Origin of the sequence: Thalassospira alkalitolerans, assembly GCF_002115745.1 — a bacterium.
GTDB classification, from domain to species: Bacteria; Pseudomonadota; Alphaproteobacteria; order Rhodospirillales; family Thalassospiraceae; genus Thalassospira; species Thalassospira alkalitolerans.
This window is the reverse complement of record NZ_JFKB01000008.1, coordinates 79,713-103,676: the sequence shown is the minus strand read 5'-3', so window position 1 is coordinate 103,676 and position 23,964 is coordinate 79,713. Positions and strand designations below refer to the sequence as shown.

Genomic DNA, 23,964 nt, shown 5'->3' with positions numbered 1-23,964 from the left:
TTCTGAAAAATCAGAACCCGGAAATAAGGGCGCCAACATAAAGTGAGGTCGGAATTTATTCGACGATGCAACCACAATCGTTGAATTCGGCGGGGATTTCGATACCAAAGGCCGCAGAGGCCTTTTTCGAAATCAAGGGGGCATGGTCTGCGTAAGACGGTGCCGATGGTGCAATGCTTGCCGGGTCTTTGCCCTTAAGGATTTCAGCGGCAATTTTGCCAGCATTGCGGCCAACCTGACCATAATCGACCGAGAAACTGGCCGGAACGGTGCCATTGGCAACGGCCGAGCTATCGGAATTGACGATGGGAATGCCGATCTGGCGGGCTGCGGCCGAAACGGCGGCAATGGCGGGCTGGATCAGGTTTGATGCCGGGGTATAGATCACATCGGCCTTGCCCGCGACCGAGGTGACGCGCTGCAAGATATCATTGACGTTATCAATGCCAACCGGAACGACGGTGAAACCGGCAGCCGGGGCAAGTTCCTGAACCTTTTCAAGCAGGGCCACGTCATTGGCCTCGCCGGGGTTATAGGGAACGGCCAGGCGTTTGGTATCGGGCAGGAATTTATGGGTGAATTCCAAAACCGCCGCGATGTCTTGCAAATCCGATGCGCCGGTCATGCCATCATCGCCCTTATCCCAGGACGGAACCAGCTTGGCTGCGACCGGATCGGTGACGGCGGAAAACACAATCGGAATGCCTGAACCCGCCAGAGCCTTTTTGGCAATCTGGGAAACCGGGGTGGTGACAGTATAAATCAGTTTGGGATTTTCAGCCTGCAATTTGGCAATCATCTGCGGGACCAGCGACGCATCAAAATTGGTGTGGCTTTCGGAATAGACAACATCGGTGCCATCGGTGAAACCATTGGCAGCCATGGCTTCTTTAAAGCCCGCAATCGCGGCGTTAAGCTGTGGATGTTCACCGAAATTAGCAATGCCGACCTTGATCGGGTCTGCGGATGCGGTGCCGATTGCGGCAACCATCGCGCCCGCGATGAACAGGCCAGACAAAGTGCTGGGTTTAAAAAACTTCATTGATCGAAACTCCCTGATTTATTGGGTCGGCGCAAAGCTTGCCAACCATGCAGGGCAGGATCATGCGAAGTTCCACGAACAACGTCAATAATATGTATTAGGGATATCGTCTAAAGAGCATCCAACTTGGCATCTTGCCAGAATAGCAGCGTTCACAACGGTAAAGCCGTTACCGGGGCAATCATTCGTTGGGCAGGACAAAAGCCCGGTTGGAAATCGAGACCGAGTTGCCTGATGGGTCTTTCAGATTGGCAAATTGATAGCCGTCGGCTTGATGGATCGGGCCGATTTTTATGCCGCGTTTTATAAACTGCTGTTGGAAGGCTTCGACGTTTTTGACGTCAAACACCAGCTTTACGGCGGATTGACCTTGTTTTTGTCCTTTGGCGGCAGGATGAAGAAGGATCGTGAGCCCGCCCATTGCCGGGTGCAGTTCGACAATGCGATCACCATCGCGCCGCACAGGTTGATAGACGAAAAATTCCCCATAGAAATGGATCATTTCGTCCATCTTGGCGGTATAGATAAGGATGCGGTTGCAGCTTGTCGGCATGATCGTTTCCGGTGTTATCAACGGTCGTTCATGGCGGTATAAACGGTCATGCCATTCACGACGATGCGGCCATCGGGCAGTAATTCCATATCATATTTGGTGGTGCCCTGAGTTCCGGGTTTGCCCGCGGCAAGGCCATCGACGGCAAAGGGAACAAGTGCGCCAAGCAGGGTCGGGCTTTGCGGTGTGCCGATCAAATCCTGCAATCGTTCACGGCCCAGAAGGTCAAAATCAAGCTGCCCGGCAAAGCCATAGCGCGCGGTTTGCTGGGCGATGAATTCGCCCTTGCCAAGGGCTTCGAGCCCGCGTCCTTCGACATAGATTTCGTCAATTTTGACCGGTGCGCCGGCACCCGCGGCCTTGCGCCACAGTTCGTTGGCAATCTGGCGACGTGCCGTACGTGGGGCAAGCCCGGTCATCATGTCGTTAAAGCCCTTTTCCAGGATCGGTTTGGTTTCGGACCATGGCAGGCCGGTGCTGCTGCTTTTGATGCGCACGGTCCGGGGTTGCAACAGGTTGGGCAGCCAAAGGCCGTCATGGGCGTAATCCAGATGGGTTTCGCCGTTTTTGCCTGGGTAAAGGACAAAGCTTGTTGATTTGACCGAGCCCATCTTTTCTCGGTTAGCGCCGGTCCATTCGGCGGCCTGCCATGAAATCCGGGCTTCGTCAGGCATCCAGCGAATGACAAGGCCGTTCATCAGCCAGTGTTTGCGCGTGATCGGTTCATCCCCGATCAGGAAATCTGCCATGCCGGTAAAATTAACCGGCGTGCCGGTGACATGGTTCCAGCGCAGGCTGCCACCCGCCTTGCGCAGGGTCAGGTCGCGCTGGTCGCTGGTGGCATCGGCAAGCATTTTGCCGCGCTCGGGCAGGGCAATGTCGATATCGACCTGATCGCGCATATCGGTATCGCGCAGGGTGACTTGGACATCATCAAGAACCAGCTCGCGCGCGGTGGAATAGCCGCTAAGATCAAGGTGGACATCGTTATAGGCAAATGTCACGGCACCATTATTATTGGCCGCTGTTGCCTCTGTCGCGGTGACGCCGTGCTGCATCAGGATGGTATCCATGATTTCGCGGGCCTTTTGCGTTTCAAGCGCAAAGGCATTGGCACCGAAGGCGCCAATGGAAATCATTGAAACAGAAATGCCAATAAAAAAGCGGCGTGCGGCCATGGTGGCAGTCTCACAAATAATGGTTCAGGTCCCTTATCCTGTACACCAAATTTGGTGAAGATAGGGCAGGCATTATCTGTCAGGCTGGAAATCTTCGAAACGGAAAGACGGGAAAATGGTGTGGATGTTGCCCGATCAGGTGGGCAGGAACCCGTCGCGAGTTTGACCCAGCGTTTCGCGATAGTTGATGGATGCCATGCCAGAAAGGAAAATATCGACCGCAGTTCGCACACGCTGGTCGATCTGTTTGGTGCTGTGACTGCGGGGGTTATGGACTTTTTCCATCTGTTCCTGCCAGCCGCCAACCACCATCGAGATAAACATTTCTGCCGAACAATCCGGATCTTCGACGGCCAGGAAGCCTGCCTCGGTCTGACGCCTGAGGTATCGGGCAAGGCGTGTTCGCGTGCTTTGCGGTCCGTGGGCGATGAAATTATCAATCATCGGGCGAAAGTGCTGCCCCTCTGTGAACAGAATTTGCGTGAAGCGAATCGCTTCCTCGGTTAGTATCTCTGTTGCCAGCTTTTTAGCGAACCTCATGAGGGTGTCACGAGGAGGGAGATCGGATTCCAGCGAAATGTGCAATTCTTCGGAAAACTCGCTGCATTGCTCGGTCATGACGGCGGCCAGCAAGCCATCTTTTCCGCCGAATGCCTCGTAAAGTGTCGTGCGTGAGCCACCGGACCGGGCGATCACGTCATTTAGCGTGACGCCAGAGAACCCTTTTTCTAACAAAAGCTGCCATGCAGCATCCATCATTGCGCGCCGCCGTGCGGAGCCGCGATTTGGTTGTTTTTCTTGGGTTTCTGACGTTTCGGTCATTGTTTGTCGATCTTTGTTTTTGGCTCTTGATCGTGCAGCGCACAATGTGTACTGTACCGTACAGTATTTAATAATTCAATGCTAAAGCTGCCTGCTAAATTTCGACCCGGCCGCTTTGCTTACAGGACTGTGAGAAGGAAAATAATTTTGTCGATGCGATCTTGTTTGAAATTTGCCGGTATGGCTGCACTAGCATTGATGGTTGCGGCCTGCGACGAGCAAAAAGAAGCACAGCCACAGGCCAGTGCCCAGCAACAGCCCCAGGCAACGCCTGTTGGGACTGTCGTGCTTAAAGCGCAGACCGTGGGTCTGGTCGAAGAAATGCCCGGACGTACCGTTGCCTTCCGCAAGGCCGATGTTCGGCCGCAGGTCGATGGTATTATCAAGGAACGCAACTTTACCGAAGGTGGGTTTGTTGAGGCGGGCGATCAGCTTTATATGATCGATCAGGCTGTCTATATGGCCAAGCTTGATGCCGCCCAGGCAGAGCTTGCCAAGCAACGTGCGACGCTTGATCAGGCGACCAAGACGCTTGCGCGTTACGAAAAACTGATCAAAACTCAGGCTGTTTCCGAGCAAACCTATGACGATGCGGTTGCGGCCAAGGCACAGGCAAATGCGGCTGTTGCCGCCGCCAAGGCCGAGATAGATCAGGCGCGGATCAATGTGGAATATACCACCGTCACCGCCCCGATTTCCGGTCAGATTGGCGCATCTTCGTTTAGCGAAGGATCGCTTGTAACGGCCAATCAGACCAGTTTGCTGGCAACCATCACCCAGCTTGATCCGATCTATGTCGATGTGACCCAGGCCGGTGGCCGTTTGCTTAAAATCAAGCAGGCCGTGCAGTCCGGTCGCATTCAGGGTGTTGAAACCGGCAATATCGAGGTGTCATTGATTATTGATGCCACCGGTGTGGAATATCCGCATGTCGGGACGTTGCAATTCTCGGACGTATCGGTGAATGAAACCACCGGCACGGTCCGTTTGCGGGCGGTTTTCCCGAACCCGGAAGGGGTTTTGTTGCCGGGCATGTTCGTACGCGGTCAGGTCCGTCAGGGCAAGCTTGAAGGGGCGTTTCTTGTGCCACAGAAAGCGGTCATGCGTCGTCCCGATGGAACGGCTTATGTCTATGTGATCGGTGACGGCAAGGTTGTTGCCAAGGATATCCAGATTGAACAGTCGCAGGGTTCCGATTGGTTGGTGACCGATGGTGTCGCCGATGGCGACGAACTGATTATTGATGGCCTTCAGCGCATTGCGCCGGGTGCCCCGGTTTCCGGGCTGCCTGCCGAAACGCCAAAAGCAGCCCAATAGGCTGACATTTAAGCTGATACGTAAGCTGTCGAGTAAGGACGTTTTTTTAGATGGCAAAGTTTTTCATTGACCGCCCCGTCTTCGCCTGGGTTGTGGCCCTGGTGATCATGTTGGCAGGGGGGCTGTCGATTTTGCAGCTGCCGGTCGAACAATATCCATCGATTGCACCGCCGTCGGTGAAGATCGAAGCGACCTATCCGGGCGCATCGGCGCAAACGGTCGAAAATACGGTCACCCAGGTGATCGAACAGCAGATGAACGGGCTTGATTTTCTGCGCTATATGTCGTCGAACAGCAGTTCGAACGGCAGTGCGTCGATCACCCTGACCTTTGAACCCGAAGCCGATCCGGACATTGCCCAGGTGCAGGTCCAGAACAAGCTTCAATCGGCCACGTCGTTGCTGCCGACTGAAGTTCAGCAGCAAGGGATCACCGTTTCGAAATCAAGTGGCTCGTTCTTGATGGTTATGGGGTTTGTCTCTGCCGATGGGGGGATGGGGTCCCAGGATCTTTCGGATTTTGTGGTTTCGACTATTCAGGATCCGATTGCGCGTGTGAATGGTGTCGGTTCTGTTCAGGTGTTCGGGGCCCAGCATGCGATGCGCATCTGGCTCGATCCGAACAAGCTGATTTCCTATAATCTGACGGTTTCGGATGTCAGTTCGGCCATCGAAGCCCAGAATACCGAAGTTACCGCCGGTCAGATCGGTGGAGCCCCTTCTGTGCCGGGGCAGCAGATCAATGCGACCATCACAGCCCAAAGTAAATTGCAGACCGAGGATGAATTCGCCAACGTTTTGTTGCGTGTGAATACAGACGGGTCACAGGTGCGGCTGGGGGATGTTGCGCGTATCGAAATCGGTGGCGAAAGCTATGACGTTGTCGCGCGCTATAACGGGCAGGATGCGACCGGTATCGGTGTTAACCTTGCAACCGGTGCCAACGCCCTTGATACCGCAGATGCGGTCAAGGCCCGTCTTGCCGAATTGGAACCTTTCTTCCCGCAAGGAATTGAGGTTGTTTATCCGTACGATACGACCCCATTTGTGAAAATCTCGATCGAGGAAGTGGTCCAGACGCTGTTCGAGGCCATTATCCTTGTGTTCCTCGTGATGTTTGTCTTCTTGCAGAATTTCCGTGCCACCCTGATCCCGACGATTGCGGTGCCGGTGGTTTTGCTTGGTACTTTCGGCATTTTGGCGGCGTTTGGGTATTCGATCAACACATTGACCATGTTTGCCATGGTTCTGGCGATTGGCCTTTTGGTTGATGATGCCATTGTTGTGGTCGAAAACGTTGAACGCGTGATGCATGAAGACGGTTTGCCGCCGCGTGAAGCGACGCGCAAATCAATGGATCAAATTACCGGCGCGCTGGTCGGTATTGCCTTGGTTCTGTCGGCAGTGTTTGTGCCGATGGCGTTCTTTGCCGGGTCGACCGGGGCGATTTATCGTCAATTCTCGATCACAATTGTTTCGGCAATGGTGTTGTCGGTGATTGTTGCAATCGTTCTGACCCCGGCGCTTTGCGCAACCATGCTCAAACCATCCAAGGGGGATCCACATGCGAAAGGTGGCTTCTTTGGTCTGTTTAACCGTGGGTTTGATAAAACCAACCGGTTCTATCAGGGCAGTGTCAGCCATGTTGTGAACCGTAAATGGCGCTATTTGTTCGTTTACGGCATTCTGGTTGGCTGCATGGCCTTCCTGTTTATGCGTTTGCCGGGTTCCTTCCTGCCGGAAGAGGATCAGGGGATCATGTTCTCTATGGTGCAGCTACCGGCTGGTGCCTCGCAGGAACGTACCCTTGGGGTTCTGCGGAAGCTTGAGAAACACTTCATGGAGGACGAGAAGGAAAATGTGAACGGTATCTTTACCGTCGCGGGCTTCTCGTTTGCTGGTAGTGGTCAGAACGCGGGTATCGCCTTTGTCAGCATGAAGGACTGGTCAGAACGTACGCGTCCCGATCAGGCTGTTGGTGCGGTAATCGGGCGTGCCTATGGGGCCTTTGCCCATATCCGCGAAGCCATGGTCTTTGCCTTTGCCCCGCCTGCAATTGTTGAACTGGGCACGGCAAACGGCTTTGACATGCAGCTTGTCGATCGTGGTGGCAATGGTCATGACGCGCTTATGGGCGCACGTAACCAGTTGCTTGGCATGGCCGGACAGGACGCGCGCCTTGTTGGGGTTCGCCCGAACGGCCTGAATGACATGCCGCAGTTTGACATCAATATCGATCAGGAAAAAGCAAGCGCGTTGGGTGTCGATATTGCCGACATCAACAGCACGCTGGCAACCGCCTGGGGGTCAAGCTATGTCAACGACTTCATCGAAAAGGGCCGTGTCAAAAAGGTCTATATGCAGGCAGATGCGAAATACCGCATGATGCCCGAGGATATGGACAATTGGTATGTCCGCAACGACCTGGGCGAGATGGTACCGATTTCGGCCTTCTCGACCACCAAATGGACATATGGATCACCACGTCTGGAACGCTTTAACGGGCTTGCTTCTCTGAACATTCAAGGTTCAGCAGCAGCGGGGGTTGCATCGGGTGATGCGATGGCTGCGATGGAAGAAATCGTTGCCAAGTTGCCCGGTGATGTCGGCCTTGAATGGCAGGGGCTTTCCTATGAAGAACGCGAAGCAGGTGAACAGGGCCCAACGCTTTATGCCTTGTCGATGGTCGTGGTCTTCTTGTGCCTTGCGGCACTGTATGAAAGCTGGTCAATCCCGATTTCGGTGATGATGGTTGTGCCGCTTGGTGTTTTGGGGGCGGTGATTGCCGCCTTGCTGCGCGGCCTTCCTGATGACGTTTACTTCCAGGTGGCGATCCTGACCACGATTGGTCTGTCAGCCAAGAATGCCATCCTGATTGTCGAGTTCGCCCGCGAACTTTATGATCAGGGGATGGGGTTGCTTGAGGCAACGATTGAGGCGGCGCGTCAGCGTTTGCGCCCGATCATCATGACCTCGATGGCATTTACCCTTGGTGTTTTACCGCTTGCCATCAGTACCGGTGCCGGTGCCGGGGCACGTGTTGCCGTGGGTACGGGGGTGATGGGCGGGATGATTGCCGCCACCGTGCTTGCGATTTTCTTTGTGCCGCTGTTCTTTGTCTTGATCGTTGGGGCCTTTTCGAAGTCGCGCAAAAAGCGTGGCGATGTCAGGGCCACACACGAACATCCGGGCGAATAAACCAAAAGCAAAGCCGGTCTGTTAACACAGACCGGCTTTGTGGGCGCACTCGCGACGGTTTAGATCGTCCCCCGACCCCGCGCCGTTGCGCGTGCGTAAGAAAGGGCTGGTGCTTTTGCACCGGCCCTTTTGTTTTGACCGCTGCGCTGTTACGCGTCAAGTCGCTTGGTAAGCCTTGTGGATATTTTATATGAAATGATCTTAATTCTTCGCCGAAAAAACGGCAGGTTTTTAGTTGTTTCATTCCTTGCAAAACCAAGGCATGCGGCTATATTCCCGGCAAAGTGAGGACGACCTCTCCGGGCCGGGTGTTTTTGATGATGCGGTTCAGGAAAAATGTTTCGGGACGACCTGATAGTTTTGCAGGAGTGTAAAATGCGTACGGTCAAAGACCGCATTCGTCATGCTATCAGCTTTGAAATCATCGGTCTTGTGATCATCACCCCGCTTGCCGCGTGGCTGTTTGACATGCCATTGCATAATATCGGGGTGGTCGCACTTGTCAGTGCGACAATCGCCGCAGGCTGGAATTATCTATACAATCTGATTTTTGATCATGTGATGAAACGTATCGTGGGGCATGTCCAAAAGACCCTGCTGTTACGTGTTTTGCATGTGATGATTTTTGAAGGCGGGTTGTTGGTGCTGCTATTGCCGTTTATCGCATGGTATCTTGGCATTCCTATGATGCAGGCATTCTTGATGGATGCATCATTTACCCTGTTCTTCATGGGGTATGCCTTTGCGTTTAACTGGGCATATGACCTTGTTTTCCCAATTAAAACCCGCGATGACTTTGTGCGGACCAAGGCCTGATCCGAACAGTATTCAAGCTGTTTTGGGGGCTTGATTGGATCAAAAATATCCATATGGACGTGCCGAGTATGAAAGATATCGGCACGTCTGGAGTTTGGTTTATTTCCGCACTAATACAGCCAGAAGCTTGTCCAAAAACTTTTCGCAACGGGCCAATTGATCCAGTTCGATGAATTCGTCGGGCTTATGGGCCTGTTCGATGCTTCCGGGGCCGCAAACCACGGTCGGAATATCGCCCATGGCGGAAAACACCCCGGCTTCGGTGCCAAAGCTGACCTTGCCGGTGGTATTGGCACCTGTCAGTTCCATGACCAGTTTGGTGACTTCTTCGTCATCACCTGTCGCAAGACCGGGCATATCAGACACCACTTCGATGTCGACCCCGACATCATCATAAATCTCGCGCATTTGCGGGATCAGGGTGTTGTCGAGATAATCGAAAATCAGGCTCTTTAGTTCGTTGCGGTCATGATTGGGCAGGTTGCGGAATTCAAAATCGACATAGCAATCCTGCGGGATGATGTTGAGTTGCGTGCCGCCATGGATCACGCCGCTATGGAATGTCGTATGGTTGGGCAGGAATTCATCGTCATGCGGGCCTTCATTGCGAAATTTTTGGCCCAGACGGCGCAGGAAAACCACAAATTCGGCGGCAAATTCAACCGCGTTGACACCTTCGCCCGGAAGTGACGAATGGCCCGACCGCCCGGTGAAATGCGCACGGGCGGAATATTTGCCCTTGTGCTGGGTGATGACCTGCATATTGGTCGGCTCGCCAACAATGCACATCGCGGGTTTGTGGGGCAGGGCGTTGATTGCTTCGACCAGGCTTGGCACGCCAAGACAGCCGACTTCTTCGTCATAGGTAAAGGCGAAATGGACCGGCACGCGCAAATCGGCATTTCTAAACGTTTCGGCTTTGCTCATCAGGCACGCCAGAAAGCCCTTCATGTCGCATGCGCCGCGACCATAAAGCTTGTCACCGCGAATATCGGTGACATAGGGGGCAGACGCCCAGTTTTGGCCTTCGGTGGGAACAACATCGGAATGCCCCGAAAGGATCACGCCGCCATCAACGGCGGGGCCAATGGTGGCATAAAGGTTCGCCTTGCTTTTGCTTTCGTCAAACACAACCGCACAAAGATAGCCGATGTCTTCCAGATAATCCTGAGCCTGTTGGATCAGTTCAAGATTAGGTGTCAGGCTGACCGTTGGATGACGGATCAGTTTGGCAAGCCAGTCAAGTGTGGCGGCAGATGGCATGGCGGGGGTGTTTGGGGCGCTCATTCGACGAATTGTTCCTTTAGAATGCGTTCTTCAAGATTGTGTTCGGGATCAAACAGCAGTTTGATTTTCATGCTGCGGTCTTCGCGGATAATCACGCGCGATACGTCACGGACCTCGGTATAATCGGCAACGGCGGAAACGGGTCGTTTCTGCGGGTCCTGAATATCAAATACAACTTCGGCGCCATGTGGCAAAAGCGCACCGCGCCAGCGCCGCGGGCGAAACGGGCTAATCGGGGTCAGGGCCAAAAGGCCGCTTCCCATCGGCAGGATCGGCCCATGGGCGGACAGGTTATAAGCCGTGCTTCCGGCCGGTGTGCAGACAAGTGCGCCATCGCAAACCAGTTCGGCAAGGCGTTCAACCCCGTCGATTTTGATGCGCAGCTTGGCGGCCTGACGGGTTTCACGCAGCAGCGATACCTCGTTAATTGCCAGCGCGCACAGGCTTTCGCCCTGCATGGTGTGGGCTTCCATCTGAAGCGGGTGAAGTTCGACCGTCTGGGCATCATGAATGCGTTCAGTCAGATCGATTTCACGAAATTCATTCATCAGAAAACCAACCGTGCCCCGGTTCATGCCATAGATCGGCACTTTGCGGCCCATATAGCGATGCAGGGTTTCCAGCATGAAACCATCACCGCCAAGTGCGACAATAACATCGGCGGTTTCAGGCGAAACATGGCCATATCGATGCTTTAACCGATACATCGCATCCTGTGCGATCTTGGTTTCGGCGGCGACAAAGGCGATGGAATGAACGTGCATCTGCTTCCCGATCGAATGCGACCCGATGATCGCTTGGCATTGGTTGGCGTCGTATTGTTAACTGTCTGTATCGGCGGCTTTACCCGCCGGATACCGGGACCGGTTCGCGGCCATGCAATCTCGCCAATAGAGCCCGGTTTGCATGGAATTGCAAGGGCCTGCATGATCAAACACGATGTTGATGGCTTGCGTGAACATGCCACTGTCGTTGTGGGATGTGTCAACGTTGGGATATTGACCTTGGATCGAAAACAGGGGAACCTTGGTCGGGTTCTGACCCCGGCCTTTCCCATCATGGCACAAGATTGAGAATTATGAGCAAACCGCCGTTCAGCATTACCGCCGCACTGGCCCGGATTTCCCAGCCGGATGGCCCGTTGGATGCGGATGCAAATGCAGGCGGGGATGGCAATGCGGTGGTGGATCAATCGCAAACCGCCTTGACGACGCGCCAGCCGCGCAACCCCAAGGCAACGCGCCGACTGATCCTTGATGCCGCATTTTATGAAATCCGTATGGCTGGTTTTGCCGGGGCCTCGATCAATCAGATATTAGAACGCACGGGGACGACCAAAGGGGCGCTGTATCACCACTTCCCCGGCAAGGCAAAATTGGTGCATGCGGTGATCGAAGAATGCCTGCCGCAATATATCAACGATGTCTGGCTGGGGCCGCTTGACGGTGTGGATGATGTTTTGCCGGTTCTGATGGGGCAGGTCGATTGCCTTTCAGGGGCAAATGCGCCCGAGTTGCTTGACGGGGGCTGTCCGTTGGCCCGGCTTGCCTCGGGGGCGGCGGAACTTGACGAAAGCCTGCGCAAACGCATTGATGGGGTTTATCGGTATTGGCGGCGGGGGCTGGCATCGCATCTTGGCCGTGGGCAATTTAACAAAACCATCCGTACCGATATTGAATCATCCTCGGTCGCGGAATTCATCATTGCCACCCTGCATGGCTTCCTGACCCGTCCGCCTTCAATGCGTAACAGTGAAACTCACGAGGCCTTTGCGCGTGAATATGCGCGCTATCTGAACGGGCTGCGACCCTGATTGCTTAATATATGCCACTTATATACCGTCGTTTTTGTCGTCGAATTAATAATAACAAAAAAATTATGTTTATTAATTATTATTGACAAAAGATGTGCGGTAATTACATAAGTTCCACAGATTTCCCTAATTCACGAAACGGAGACAGGCCCCATGCGCTCTCTTATTTTTTCTGCCGTTGCTGCGGTGGCTTTGGTCTTTGCCGGCAATGCTGCACAGGCCGAACGTCTGACAGAAAAGCCATTGGTCGATGCGACCTGGCTGTCGGATAATCTTGCAAACCCGTCGCTGGTGGTTGTTGACATCCGTTCGATGACCAAAGAAGGCAGCCCCTATGATGCGGGTCATATTGCCGGTGCGGTTTATGCGCCTTATGGCAAGTTTGGCTGGCGCGCAAAGATGGGTGATGTTGTTGGCCAGTTGCCGCCGGTTGATGTGATCTCGGCGCGGATCGGCAGCCTTGGCATTGATAACGACAAACAGGTTGTTATTGTCCCGGCCGGTCAGAACAGCTCGGACTTTGGGTCGGCGACCCGTGTTTATTGGACGTTCAAGGTTTTGGGCCATGACGCGGTAACCATTCTTGATGGTGGCCAGCGTGCATGGGATGCGGCGGCGAAGCCTGTTTCAAAGGATGCAGTCAATCCCGTCAAAGTGGCCTTTGATGCTAATTTCCGCCCGGAACTTTTGGCAACGGCCGATGATGTTGCCAAGGCCCGTGCAAGCGGTGTTGCCCTTGTCGATGCCCGCCCGGTGTCGCAGTACAAAGGTCAAAGCAAAAGCGGTGTTGTGGCCCGTGCCGGTGCAATCCCGGGGGCGGTCAATATTTCCCAGTCTGAATTCTATAACGATCAGAAGGGCGCCTTTGTCACATCGGATGTGATCAAAGGACTGGTGGAAAACGCCGGTGTTGCCAAGGACGGCGATGAAATCACCTATTGCAATACCGGTCATTGGGCATCGGTTGCGTGGTTTGGCCTTTCTGAAGTGATGGGCAACAAGAAAACCCGCATGTATGACGGCTCCATGACCGAATGGGCGGCTGATCCGGCGCGCGAAGTGGTTATTCCGGAATAATTCGAAAAACCGGCGTAACGCGACTATAATAAAGCGTGATTAAACGGAACCGGCATCAACCGGTTCCGTTCCTGTTTGCATTATCATCCGATTATATGAGCGCCACCATGTCCGAAGCTAGTGTATCTACCGGTTCTAAAGTGCCGGGCTTTACCTTTGACAAAGGCCCCGCTGCTGTCATTGCCATCCTGTTTGTGATTGTCGCGGTTTTGATTTCGCGGGCCGTTGATATCCATCAGGGTGTGCTTTATGGCCTTGGCGGATTGCTGGGCTTTGCCCTTTATCATGCCTCGTTCGGGTTTACCGGCGGTTGGCGGCGGTTTTCAGTTGAAAGGCGCGGGCGGGCGATGCGCGCGCAGCTTTTGATGATCGGTGTGGCGGCGGCGGCCTTTATTCCGTTGCTTGCCATCGGATCGCCCTTGGGCACGCCGATTGTCGGGGCAATCGCCCCGGTTGGTGTGTCGGTTGTGGTCGGGGCCTTTATGTTTGGCCTTGGTATGCAGCTTGGCGGCGGATGCGGATCGGGCACGTTGTTTACTGTCGGCGGCGGCAGTGCGCGTATGTTGCTAACCCTTGCTTTCTTTATCATCGGGGCGGTGATTGGCACGGCCCATCTGCCGATGTGGCTTGAATTTCCATCGTTGCCCGCAATAAGCCTTGGCCGTGAATATGGTATCTGGGGTGGATTGGGTGTGACCTTTGGCGGGCTGGGGCTGATTGCACTGATCACCATCTGGGTCGAAAAACGTGCCCATGGATCGTTGGAAACTTTGGCCCATCAACCAACGGGGTTTGGTTTGCGGCGTTTGCTGCATGGCCCATGGCCGCTTGTTGCGACGGGTGTGTTGTTGGCGGGGCTTAACGTTGCGACCCTTTTAACCGCAGGGCATCCGTGGTCGATCACCTTCGGGTTTGGTCTTTGGGGCGCGAAAATTGCCCAAGGTTTCGGCATCTCGGTTGAAACCTGGGAATTCTGGAATTGGGCAGGCCCGGCCAAAGCGCTTTCGAATTCGGTGCTGGCGGATAATACCTCGGTGATGAATTTCGGTATTGTGATTGGGGCGGCGCTGGCGGCAAGCCTTGCCGGAAAATTTGCGCCCCGGGTCAAAGTGCCATTTTCATCACTTTTGGCAGCGGCCATTGGCGGGATTTTGATGGGATATGGCGCGCGTTTGGCCTTTGGCTGCAATATCGGCGCGTTCTTTAGCGGCATCGCATCGGGCAGTCTGCATGGCTGGTTGTGGTTTGTTGCGGCATTCGCCGGAAGCTGGATCGGTGTTGCGCTGCGCCCGGTATTTGGTATGGACGGGTTTAAAAAGTCATGAGTGAAAAAAATACAATCCTGTTTGGTGCTGTATTGCTGGCTGCAACCGGTGCGGTGGCGTTTGATCACTACAGCCATACCAGCATACCGGCCAATCCACCCGCCATTGCAAACCCGGCAATGGCTACGCCGCCACCCGTTGGCTGCAGCCCTTGCGGGGCGAATCCTTGTGCTGCGAATCCTTGTGCGGCGAATCCATGCGCAGCCAATCCGTGTGCTGCGAACCCATGTGCGGCGAATCCTTGTTCTGCTAATCCATGTGCGGCAAGCCCCTGTGCGGGATATAATCCTTGTGCAGCAAGCCCGTGTGGCGCGAATCCGTGTGCCGCGTACAATCCTTGTGGTGCAACCAATCCTTGTGCGGCAGCGCCAGGCGTGGTTAACCCCTGTGCGGCGATGAACCCATGTGCGGCGGTTAACCCGTGTGGGGCAGGGAACCCGTGCTCGCCGAACTGATGTTTTTGTTTCGTAACCCTATGAAAAGTTATAGCTTTTTATGGGGTGGGTGACAGGGAAGAATCAGATGGCGCGTCGAGATTGGACTGATGAAGAGAGATATGCTGCTCTAAAGCTATATTTCGAGCTGGAATTCGGCCAATTTCACAAAGGTAACCGAAGTGTAATTGCATTGGCGGGGATCATAGGTCGCACGCCTAGTGCTGTAGCGATGAAGCTTGGAAACTTTGCCAGTCTTGATCCAACGCTTGATCGAAAAGGTTTCACGGGCGTTAGTGCTGCTGATCGTGCCTTGATGCTTCGATTCCATAATCATCCTGAGCGCGTTGTCGACGAAATCGAACGTGCAGTAGATCGTATATCTCTACCATCGATCACAGAGGCGTCAATTATTAGCGCGCAGCTTTCCGATATTTCCGATTCTACGGCAGAAATGAGTGATCATGCCGCCAATTTTGATGTTTCAGGGCGGCCAACAGTGGGTTTTCGGACCGCTAGGGTTCGGTTAAATCAAAGTTTTTTCAGGAAAGCCGTTCTGTCGGGATATCGTTTTCAATGTTGTGTATGTGGTTTAGGGCTGCATCGGCTTCTTGATGCCTCTCATATTAAACCACATAACGAGGATGAGACTTATCGTTTGCGGCCAGATAATGGTTTGTCTCTTTGCCGGAACCATCATAAAGCCTTTGATGAGGGATACTGGGCGTTAGACGGTAGACTCCGGCTTGAAGTGGATCAGAAGGTTCGGAAACTTGCACAGGCCGATGAAACCATTGGAGAGCTTCTCTTGCGGTTTGATGGCGAACAGATTCGTGCACCATTTCGCTATATGCCATCGACACACGCAATTGAATGGCACCGCGAAAATGTCTTTGGAAAGAGTGAGCCAATCTTCGGTAGCAAACAACCTGTTTGACAAGCGGATAAAACTCTGTGTATGGTGCCCTTGTTATTTGGTTACTCCAGAGGCGTAGAGGGGACTTTGTTGACCTCACCTGTTGAGTAATCTACTGGAAAACCGCATTGAAGGGCCCTACTACGCGGGCTTTTCCGAAAGAATATGCAAGGCGCAGAGCTGTCGTAATACATTCAAGGGTCGATCCCCTTCCCTCTGCAGTCGTAATACCAAGAGTTACTTATATTTGACCCAATTTTCGGATCTCGGCCTAGCCGAGCCCGTCCTTCGCGCTCTTAAGCATGAAGGCTATGATGTGCCCACGCCAATCCAGGCACAGGCCATACCATCTCTCCTCGAAGGCAAAGACCTTTTGGGGATAGCACAGACCGGCACCGGCAAAACTGCTGCTTTTGCGCTGCCGATCCTTGACCGCCTTTTCAAATCAAATTCGCGCACTCCGGCCAAATCGTGCCGTGTTCTTGTGCTTGCGCCGACGCGTGAACTGGCCGCCCAGATTGGCGACAGCTTCCGTGCTTATGGCCGCTTCATGAACACCACGGTTGCCGTTGTTGTTGGCGGTGTTTCCCATGGTCCGCAGATCAAGGCGATCACGCCGGGTGTGGACGTGTTGGTGGCAACGCCGGGCCGTTTGCTTGATCATATCGATGCAGGCAAGTTGAAGCTTAGCAATGTTGAGGTGATTGTGCTTGATGAAGCCGATCATATGCTTGACCTTGGCTTCCTGCCGCCGATTAAACGTGTCATCAAGATGTTGCCGCGTTCGCGCCAGAATCTGTTCTTCTCGGCAACCATGCCGTCCCAGATTGGCCAGCTTGCCGGTGATATGCTTTCCAATCCTGTCAAGGTTTCCGTCACCCCGGTGGCGAGCACCCAGGAACTTGTTGAGCAGTCGGTCTATATGATCGAGAAAAGCCGCAAGCGTCAGCTTTTGGCGGAATTGCTTGATGATCCCCTTTTCAAACGCACATTGGTCTTTACCCGCACCAAGCGCGGGGCGGATCGTGTTGCGCGCCATCTTGAATCTTGCAAAATCAGTGCCGCCGCCATTCATGGTAATAAAAGCCAGAATCAGCGTGAACGTGCCCTGAATGCGTTCAAGGATGGTCAGATCGGTGTTCTGGTCGCGACCGACATTGCCGCACGCGGTATTGATGTCGATAGCGTCAGTCACGTCGTGAATTTCGAACTGCCAAATGTTCCCGAAAGCTATGTACACCGTATTGGTCGTACAGCGCGCGGTGGGGCAAGCGGTTCGGCGATTGCGTTCTGTGACGAAGAAGAACGCGGTCTTTTGCGCGATATCGAAAAAACCACCCGTCAGTCTATCCGAGTTATTGATCGTCGTGATGCCAAGGCCGCAGCCGAACAGGATGCGATTTCGCGTGCAGAACGTGCGGCTAATCCGGAACGTCGCGGGGATGGCGGGGGCCGCAATGCTGGCCGTCTGGGTCAGCGCAATGGCAACAGTAATGGTAATCGCAACGGTCAGAGCAGAAATGCCGGCGGTCGTGGTGATGGCGCACGCAATGGCGAGCGTTCAGCACAGGGCCGTAATGATCGTAACGACCGTAACCCGGATCGTCGCAATGGTGAGGCATCGCGTGATGCCGTTGCCGGTGGCGCGGAAAACGGCGGTCGTTACAAGGGCGGTATCAAAGCCGGTGCGGATCGTGGTGCAGAACGTTCTGATCGCAATGATCGGGCTGCTGCCCGTCCGCCGCGTAGCGAAGATGGACGCCGTGATGGTCGCGATAACCGCGATGCACGCGACACTCGCAATGCAAATGGTGACGGTCGCGTTCGTTCTGCGAAAAAAGTAAGCTCGAACGGTGCAGGCGGTGGTGATAACCGCATTGCCTCGAACCTTTCATTCCTTGGCACCTCGGACGAGCGCCGCACAAGTGGCAATGGTGCGAACACCAATGGCAAACCGGCAAATACCGGTAAGCCGGGTGGCCGCAACACCCGCCCAAATAATGCGCGCCCCGGCAAGGTTGCTGGTGGTCGACCGGGTGGACGCCCGAACGGTGAAAGCCGGACCGAAAATAATTCGGGAAACCGCAGCAGGCGCGAGCTCGCCTGAGGTGATTTTCCAAACTGATTGGCGCATCCATGCGGGATGCGTCGTAACGCCAATCGACACTCTAGAGGAGATATAAAGATGGCAACTGGTACCGTTAAATGGTTCAACGCAACTAAAGGTTTTGGTTTCATTCAGCCGGACGAAGGCGGAAATGACGTATTCCTGCACATCAGCGCCGTTGAACGCGCTGGTATGAACCACCCGCAGGAAGGCGACAAGATCAATTACGAACTGCGCACCGACTCACGTTCGGGTCGCGTTTCGGCTGACGATCTGACCGCAGCCTAATTCGGTTTGCCTTCGCTTGCGAGGGCGCTGATTTGCAAAACCCCCATCCGGGTAACCGGGTGGGGGTTTTGTTGTTTTATGGGGTGTTCTATCCGTATTCGGGCCGGTCGTTCAGGGTCGCAGAAACGCGATATTGGCCCGCGTGGCGGCGCTTAATACGTGAAAGTGCATGGCATCGCGTGCGCCCGATGGGTTGCGATCGCGAACATAGCGCAGGATTTGTCCATGTTCGCGAAGCGGGGCCTTGATCGCAGCGGCATTGGCAAAAGGCAGCATCTGATTTTCATGGATGGTCTGTGCCGCGGGAAAGATCGCCTTGGCAAAAAGCGGATTTCCCGACGCGGTCAATAAGATCTCGTGAAATTCGGTATCGGCATTTGCCGCCGCAATCAGGTCGTCGGTTTCCAAGGCTTTGCGCATGTCCTCAATGCTGGTCTGAAGATCAATCAGCTGGTCGCGTGTGCGTGCCTGTGCGGCAAGGCCCGCGACATAGGGTTCGATCGCCAGTCGAAATTGATAAACCTGGGCAGCCAGGCGTTTTTGATCATCGTCGCGTGGTAATCCGTCATGTGGATCGGCGACGAACGCGCCTTTGCCCGCCAAAACCCGGATCACTCCCATGGCTTCCAGCGTTACCAAGGCTTCGCGCAGGCTGGCGCGGCTGATGCCAAGGTCGGTCGCCAGTTCACGCTGTGCTGGCAAAGAGTCGCCCGCCGCCAACCCGTTGTTTTTTATCAAATCCCGGATGCTGCGTGCGGCGCGTTCCGGTGCGGTTTCCATGCGTGGCATGCGGTTTCCCATCGCTGGTCAGACCAGTAAAGATCTATTTTTAGGATCAAAAAATACAAGAAAATAGGGGTCATAGCTTCGATCAGCTTGTTCTTTTTCGCAAGTGCGAAATTTATCCGTGGACAGTCGCATAAATTTTATGCAGTTATTTTAATCAGATTAAAAATAACTCAAATAATCTACATCGAAACGGGTAGAGGCAAATGAACACATTTCTGAAATCGACAATCGCCGCCATCGCCATGGTTGCGGCCCCGCTGGCGGCGGCATCGGCAGATGCGCTTGACAGCATCAAAGAAGCTGGCGTGATCAAAATCGCTATACCGCAGGATTTCCCACCGTTCGGGACGGTCGGTACCGACATGCAGCCCAAGGGCTATGACATCGACATGGCAAATTTGATTGCCGATGATTTGGGCGTGAAGCTTGAAATGGTTCCGGTGACGACCAATAACCGCATTCCGTATCTGACGACCGGTAAGGTTGATCTTGTTATTTCGACCCTTGGCAAGAACCCGGACCGTGAAAAGGTTATCGATTTCACCAATCCTTATGCGCCTTTTTATAATGGTGTGTTCGGCCCGGCCGAGATCGAGATCAAAAGTGCCGCCGATCTTTCGGGGCACAGCCTTGGTGTGACGCGCGCGACAATCGAAGATATGGAACTGGCGAAAATTGCCCCGTCGGATGTTGATATCAAACGCTATGAAGATAATAACGGCACGATTTCGGCCTTTTTGTCTGGTCAGGTTGACCTGATTGCCACGGGTAATGTTACCGCCGCCGCAATCATTGAACGCAATCCGCCGCGCAAGCCGGAACCGAAATTCCTGATCAAGAATTCGCCTTGTTATGTCGGTCTGAACAAAGAAGAACCGGCCCTGATGAGCAAGATCAACGAGATCATTGCGGCCTCGATTTCCGATGGTCGCCTGAATGCGATTTCGGAAGAATGGCTTGGCATTCCGCTGCCGGAAAAACTTTAATCAAACTGACCGGATTGCTGGGTTTCAATGGCTTATAAATTCGATTTCGGTGCAATCGTTCCCCATTGGGAACTGCTGCTTAACGGGGTTGTGCTGACAACCGAACTGACCGTCGTTGGATCTGTGATTGGCGTCAGTCTTGGTGTTTTGGGGGCGTGGGCGCGTGCGTCGCGCGCCCCCGTCATCAGCCAGATTGTCGGGGTATATGTGGAACTGATCCGCAATACCCCGTTTCTGGTGCAGTTATTCTTTATCTTTTTTGGTCTTCCGGCCCTTGGCGTGAAACTGACCGAATTTCAGGCCGCCGTTCTGGCGATGGTCATCAATCTTGGGGCCTATTCGACGGAAATCATCCGGGCGGGTATTCTGGCCATTCCACAGGGCCAGATCGAGGCTGCCCAAAGTCTTGCGATGAACCGGGTGCAGATTTTCCGCTATGTCGTGATTTTACCGGCGCTTAAAAAAATCTGGCCGGCGTTATCAAGCCAGATTGTGATTGTCATGCTGGGCTCGTCGGTTTGTTCGCAGATCGCGGCCGAGGAACTGACATTTGCCGCAAACTACATCCAGGCCATGAATTTCCGCGCATTCGAAGTCTATTTCATCGTCACGGGGGTGTATCTTGTGATGTCGATCTTGTTGCGCTGGATGCTTAAGGTTTTTGGCAATTTCCTGTTTGAACGGCGTAATCATGTCTGAATTTACCCTTTGGGATATCGTTTATAATCTGGCCTTGGCCGCGCGCTGGACGGTGTTGCTGTCGCTGACGGCCTTTGTGCTGGGGGGCGGTGTCGGGCTTTTGCTTTTGATGGCGCGCACGGCGGGCAATCCGTGGGCGATGCGCCTTGTGCGTGGTTATGTCGAACTGTTTCAAGGCACGCCGCTTTTGATGCAGTTATTCATCGTGTTCTTTGGCTTGCCGTTGATCGGGATTGATGTTTCTCCCTGGGTCGCGGCGATGCTGGGGTTGACGTTGTTTACCAGTGCGTTCCTGACTGAAATCTGGCGCGGATGTGTTGAGTCCATCGGGTTTGGCCAATGGGAGGCATCGGCCAGCCTTGGCATGAATTTCCGCCAGCAAATGCGCTATATCATCCTGCCACAGGCATTGCGCATTGCGGTGCCGCCAACGGTTGGTTTTTCGGTTCAGGTGGTCAAAGGCACGGCCGTGGCATCGATCATCGGCTTTGTCGAATTGACCAAGGCCGGGACGATGATTACCAACGCGACCTATGCGCCGTTCACGGTTTATGGCTGTGTTGCGGTGTTTTATTTTCTGATTTGTTATCCGTTATCGCTTTATGCCCGCCATCTGGAAGGAAAACTTCGTCATGTCGCTCGTTGAACTTCACGCCATCTATAAAAGCTTCGGCGAGCTGGAAGTGCTTAAAGGTATCGACCTTCGGATCGAAGAGGGGCAGGTGATTGCCCTGATCGGGCGCAGTGGATCGGGCAAAAGCACGCTTTTACGTGCGATCAACGGCCTTGAAACCATCAATGACGGCACGATCATGGTTGCGGGCAAAAAGGTTGGTGACCGTGATACGGATTTGCTGACGTTGCGTTTGAATGTCGGGATGGTGTTTCAGCAGTTCAATCTGTTTCCGCATTACACAGCGCTTGAAAATGTCATGCTGTCGCCGCAAGTCGTGAAAAAGCTATCAAAGGCCGAGGCCAAGGAAGTTGCCGAAGAAATGCTGATCAAGGTTGGGCTCAGCGACAAGATGCTGCATTACCCCGATCAGTTATCAGGCGGGCAGCAACAGCGCGTGGCAATTGCACGTGCGCTTGCGATGAAACCGCGTGTGCTGCTGTGTGATGAAGTAACATCCGCACTTGATCCCGAACTGGTCAACGAAGTTCTGGCGGTTGTTCGCCAGCTTGCCGAAGAAGGCATGACCCTTGTCATGGTGACGCATGAAATGCGTTTCGCGCGCGAAGTTTGTGACAAGCTGGTGTTTATGCATCAAGGCCGCATCCATGAAAGCGGCGCCCCCGAAGACGTTTTTGCCAATCCGAAAACCCCGGAGCTTGCCAATTTTGTCGGGGGGCTTGCGGGGGCGGCCTAATAGGCTGTTGGTGATAATTTCACCGAGCTGCAATTAGGGGTGTTTCATATCCTTGGGTGATCATCTAAAACGTGCTTTCGGCATTAAATGATGGGCGAGGGCACGGTATTGCGCGATCAGACCGATACAGCACAGCAAGATGGGGTATCTGACGGTAACAATGGGCAACCGGTATCGCGCGTAACAGCCTTTCTGGACCGTCATCCATTTTTGGTGCTTGGCCTGCTTTTGATGGGGGCGTTGACGTCATCAAGTGCGGCCCCGCTTGGCGGGCTTTATATCATCGAAGGATTGGGGGAGCCGCCCTGGAAAGTCAGCATGGTCGCGATCGTTCAGGTCGTCGTGACCCTTTTGACCAATCGGGCATTTGGCCGCGCGATTGATCGCGGTGTTCCGGTCAAGGCACTTTTGGTCACCAGTATCCTGTGCTTTGCCAGCGGGATGACGGTGCTTGGAACGTTTCAGCTTTACTGGGTGTATTTGTGCATTGCCTCGATCCTGCTGGGGATTGGGTCGGGCGCGCTTTCGGTGATGTATTCGTTCGGTCGGTTGTTTGCGGAACAGACGGAACGCGATGTCGTCAGGTTCAACGGTTATTTGCGCATGCAAACCTCGCTTGGCTGGATGATTGGCCCGGCGGCCTCGCTGTCGCTGTTTGGTGTCTTTGGTTTTACGATCACCTATTACAGCATCGCAGTGCTTGCCAGCATCTGGTTTGTCGTCTGTCTGTTTATCGTTCCCGGTGCCTTTAAAACCCATCATCCAGGCAGCCTGAAAACCGGGCGCAAAATCCCGTTCAATTTTGGATTGCTGCTGGCCTGTGTGCCGGTGTTTTTCATTGGGGCGGGGAATGTGGTGTTTTTATCGGCCATGCCGCTTTATTTCACGACTGAACTTGGCTTGATCGCATCGGCGGCCGGTTTTGCCCTGACCGTGAAATGCTTTGTCGAGGTGGTGGTGATTTATTTCTGTGCCACGCTTATCAAAAAAATCGGCGAGCGCGGCGGAATGATCCTTGCCAGCGTGCTGGGCGCTATTTTCTTTGGCCTGATTTATAACGCGACAAGCCTTGGCGATGTGCTGGTTCTTGGTGCGTTGGACGGTCTTTATTATGGCATTTTTGCCGGGATCAGCATGACGTTCGTGCAAAACTTTGCCCCGGATCGCCCCGGTGTCGCGACAAGTTACTATGTCAGTACGCTGTTTATCGGTGGCCTTGTCGGGAACCTTGCGACCGGTTTTGTCGCTACCTGGTTCTCGTTTCAGACAACGGTTCTGGTCGCGGGTGGTTTTGCGTTGGTCGGTGGGCTGGTGTTATTGATGATGCGCGATAGGACAACGCAAAAACCGGCGCAAACAGCTGTCTGATCGCTTGACTTTGCCGTGCGTGTGGCGATGATCGCGCCATGTCAGAAAATACATCAAATAATGTGCCCACGCGGCCGCGCATCTTTGTCGATGCGGATGCTTGCCCGGTTAAGGCCGAATGCGAACGTGTGGCCGAACGCCACCGGATCGAAATGATCATGGTATCGAACGGTGGCATTCGTCCGTCACGAAACCCGTTGGTCCGAAGCGTGATTGTGCCACCGGAACCTGATGCCGCCGATGACTGGATTGCTGAAAACGCCGCCCAGAACGATGTGATTATCACCAGCGATATTCCGTTGGCGTCACGCGGGCTTGAAATTGGCGCGCGGGTGTTGCGGCCCAATGGTCAGGAATTCACCAATGCCAATATTGGCAATGCGCTGGCCGGCCGTGAAATTGCCGCCCATATGCGCGAGGTCACGGGCGAGCAGGGCCGGAATGCCGGTTTCACCCCAAAAGACCGATCCCGTTTTTCCAATGTGCTGGAAGTGACGATACAGGCCGCCCTGCGCGCTTAAACGCCGGGCGGCCTGTCACAGGTCCTGATCTGTCTTGTGATGAACGAACAGATCAGGCT

Annotated in this window: 23 protein-coding genes; 16 read left to right on the top strand and 7 right to left on the bottom strand. The window is 54.1% G+C overall.

The genetic code is table 11. The annotated features are described in order from the left end of the window. Nucleotides 1–55: 55 nt before the first annotated feature. The 4 genes from TALK_RS12700 to TALK_RS12685 form a co-directional block, all read right to left on the bottom strand. Nucleotides 56–1,042: an ABC transporter substrate-binding protein gene (locus TALK_RS12700; RefSeq protein ID WP_085619432.1), complete on the bottom strand. Its 987-nt coding sequence runs from the start codon at nt 1,040–1,042 to the stop codon at nt 56–58. Between the two features lie 181 nt (nt 1,043–1,223). Beyond that, nucleotides 1,224–1,595, bottom strand: coding sequence for a VOC family protein (locus TALK_RS12695; protein ID WP_085619430.1), 372 nt, complete (start codon nt 1,593–1,595; stop codon nt 1,224–1,226). 17 nt (nt 1,596–1,612) lie between these two features. Next, on the bottom strand, nt 1,613–2,773 hold the full coding sequence (locus TALK_RS12690; RefSeq protein WP_085619428.1) for a hypothetical protein: 1,161 nt from the start codon (nt 2,771–2,773) through the stop codon (nt 1,613–1,615). Between the two features lie 135 nt (nt 2,774–2,908). Continuing rightward, on the bottom strand, nt 2,909–3,595 hold the full coding sequence (locus TALK_RS12685) for a TetR/AcrR family transcriptional regulator (protein ID WP_085619426.1): 687 nt from the start codon (nt 3,593–3,595) through the stop codon (nt 2,909–2,911). A gap of 153 nt (nt 3,596–3,748) precedes the next feature. On the opposite strand from TALK_RS12685, the gene TALK_RS12680 reads away from it, so the two are divergent. The 3 genes from TALK_RS12680 to TALK_RS12670 all read left to right on the top strand — a co-directional run bounded on the left by TALK_RS12680 (nt 3,749) and on the right by TALK_RS12670 (nt 8,925). Next, nucleotides 3,749–4,912 carry an efflux RND transporter periplasmic adaptor subunit gene (locus TALK_RS12680; protein ID WP_085619424.1) on the top strand — a complete coding sequence of 388 codons (1,164 nt, stop codon included), beginning with the start codon at nt 3,749–3,751 and terminating at the stop codon, nt 4,910–4,912. A 50-nt stretch (nt 4,913–4,962) separates the two neighbouring features. Then, nucleotides 4,963–8,109 (top strand): efflux RND transporter permease subunit, encoded by a 3,147-nt coding sequence (locus tag TALK_RS12675; RefSeq protein WP_085619422.1) that lies wholly within the window; start codon nt 4,963–4,965, stop codon nt 8,107–8,109. A gap of 375 nt (nt 8,110–8,484) precedes the next feature. Further along, nucleotides 8,485–8,925 (top strand): PACE efflux transporter, encoded by a 441-nt coding sequence (locus tag TALK_RS12670; protein WP_085619420.1) that lies wholly within the window; start codon nt 8,485–8,487, stop codon nt 8,923–8,925. 99 nt (nt 8,926–9,024) lie between these two features. Here the strand turns inward: TALK_RS12670 and argE are convergent, their stop codons facing one another. Further along, nucleotides 9,025–10,212 carry an acetylornithine deacetylase gene (gene argE, locus TALK_RS12665; RefSeq protein WP_085619418.1) on the bottom strand — a complete coding sequence of 396 codons (1,188 nt, stop codon included), beginning with the start codon at nt 10,210–10,212 and terminating at the stop codon, nt 9,025–9,027. Beyond that, nucleotides 10,209–10,976: an NAD kinase gene (locus TALK_RS12660; protein ID WP_085619416.1), complete on the bottom strand. Its 768-nt coding sequence runs from the start codon at nt 10,974–10,976 to the stop codon at nt 10,209–10,211. Before TALK_RS12660 ends, argE begins: the two co-directional genes overlap by 4 nt. On the opposite strand from TALK_RS12660, the gene TALK_RS12655 reads away from it, so the two are divergent. From TALK_RS12655 to TALK_RS12620, 7 genes are all read left to right on the top strand, one after another. Next, the gene (locus tag TALK_RS12655) at nt 10,965–11,285 is read left to right on the top strand and encodes a hypothetical protein (protein WP_139833819.1); all 321 of its coding nucleotides are present in this window, start codon (nt 10,965–10,967) and stop codon (nt 11,283–11,285) included. The two genes, TALK_RS12660 and TALK_RS12655, sit on opposite strands and share 12 nt — an antisense overlap. 5 nt (nt 11,286–11,290) lie before the next feature. Beyond that, nucleotides 11,291–12,025, top strand: coding sequence for a TetR/AcrR family transcriptional regulator (locus tag TALK_RS12650; protein ID WP_085619412.1), 735 nt, complete (start codon nt 11,291–11,293; stop codon nt 12,023–12,025). A 153-nt stretch (nt 12,026–12,178) separates the two neighbouring features. Then, nucleotides 12,179–13,102, top strand: coding sequence for a sulfurtransferase (locus TALK_RS12645; protein WP_085619410.1), 924 nt, complete (start codon nt 12,179–12,181; stop codon nt 13,100–13,102). 107 nt (nt 13,103–13,209) lie between these two features. Further along, a complete protein-coding gene (locus TALK_RS12640; protein WP_085619641.1) occupies nt 13,210–14,427 on the top strand; it encodes a YeeE/YedE family protein in 1,218 nt (405 codons plus the stop codon). A gap of 522 nt (nt 14,428–14,949) precedes the next feature. Further along, on the top strand, nt 14,950–15,798 hold the full coding sequence (locus TALK_RS12630) for an HNH endonuclease (RefSeq protein WP_169715023.1): 849 nt from the start codon (nt 14,950–14,952) through the stop codon (nt 15,796–15,798). A 226-nt stretch (nt 15,799–16,024) separates the two neighbouring features. Beyond that, nucleotides 16,025–17,884 carry a DEAD/DEAH box helicase gene (locus TALK_RS12625; protein ID WP_085619406.1) on the top strand — a complete coding sequence of 620 codons (1,860 nt, stop codon included), beginning with the start codon at nt 16,025–16,027 and terminating at the stop codon, nt 17,882–17,884. A 78-nt stretch (nt 17,885–17,962) separates the two neighbouring features. Beyond that, nucleotides 17,963–18,172 carry a cold-shock protein gene (locus TALK_RS12620; RefSeq protein ID WP_007090722.1) on the top strand — a complete coding sequence of 70 codons (210 nt, stop codon included), beginning with the start codon at nt 17,963–17,965 and terminating at the stop codon, nt 18,170–18,172. 111 nt (nt 18,173–18,283) lie between these two features. On the opposite strand, the gene TALK_RS12615 is transcribed toward TALK_RS12620, so the two are convergent. Next, on the bottom strand, nt 18,284–18,961 hold the full coding sequence (locus TALK_RS12615; RefSeq protein ID WP_085619404.1) for a FadR/GntR family transcriptional regulator: 678 nt from the start codon (nt 18,959–18,961) through the stop codon (nt 18,284–18,286). A gap of 203 nt (nt 18,962–19,164) precedes the next feature. On the opposite strand from TALK_RS12615, the gene TALK_RS12610 reads away from it, so the two are divergent. From TALK_RS12610 to TALK_RS12585, 6 genes are all read left to right on the top strand, one after another. Then, nucleotides 19,165–19,947, top strand: coding sequence for a transporter substrate-binding domain-containing protein (locus TALK_RS12610; protein WP_085619402.1), 783 nt, complete (start codon nt 19,165–19,167; stop codon nt 19,945–19,947). A 27-nt stretch (nt 19,948–19,974) separates the two neighbouring features. Next, nucleotides 19,975–20,646, top strand: a complete 672-nt coding sequence (locus TALK_RS12605) for an amino acid ABC transporter permease (protein WP_085619400.1) — start codon at nt 19,975–19,977, stop codon at nt 20,644–20,646. Next, complete coding sequence (locus TALK_RS12600) at nt 20,639–21,292, top strand: amino acid ABC transporter permease (RefSeq protein WP_085619398.1); 654 nt, start codon at nt 20,639–20,641, stop codon at nt 21,290–21,292. Before TALK_RS12605 ends, TALK_RS12600 begins: the two co-directional genes overlap by 8 nt. Further along, the gene (locus TALK_RS12595) at nt 21,279–22,016 is read left to right on the top strand and encodes an amino acid ABC transporter ATP-binding protein (RefSeq protein ID WP_085619396.1); all 738 of its coding nucleotides are present in this window, start codon (nt 21,279–21,281) and stop codon (nt 22,014–22,016) included. Before TALK_RS12600 ends, TALK_RS12595 begins: the two co-directional genes overlap by 14 nt. Nucleotides 22,017–22,103: 87 nt before the next feature. After that, nucleotides 22,104–23,384, top strand: a complete 1,281-nt coding sequence (locus TALK_RS12590) for an MFS transporter (protein ID WP_245829872.1) — start codon at nt 22,104–22,106, stop codon at nt 23,382–23,384. Between the two features lie 38 nt (nt 23,385–23,422). Beyond that, nucleotides 23,423–23,905, top strand: a complete 483-nt coding sequence (locus TALK_RS12585) for a YaiI/YqxD family protein (protein ID WP_085619392.1) — start codon at nt 23,423–23,425, stop codon at nt 23,903–23,905. Nucleotides 23,906–23,964: the final 59 nt, after the last annotated feature.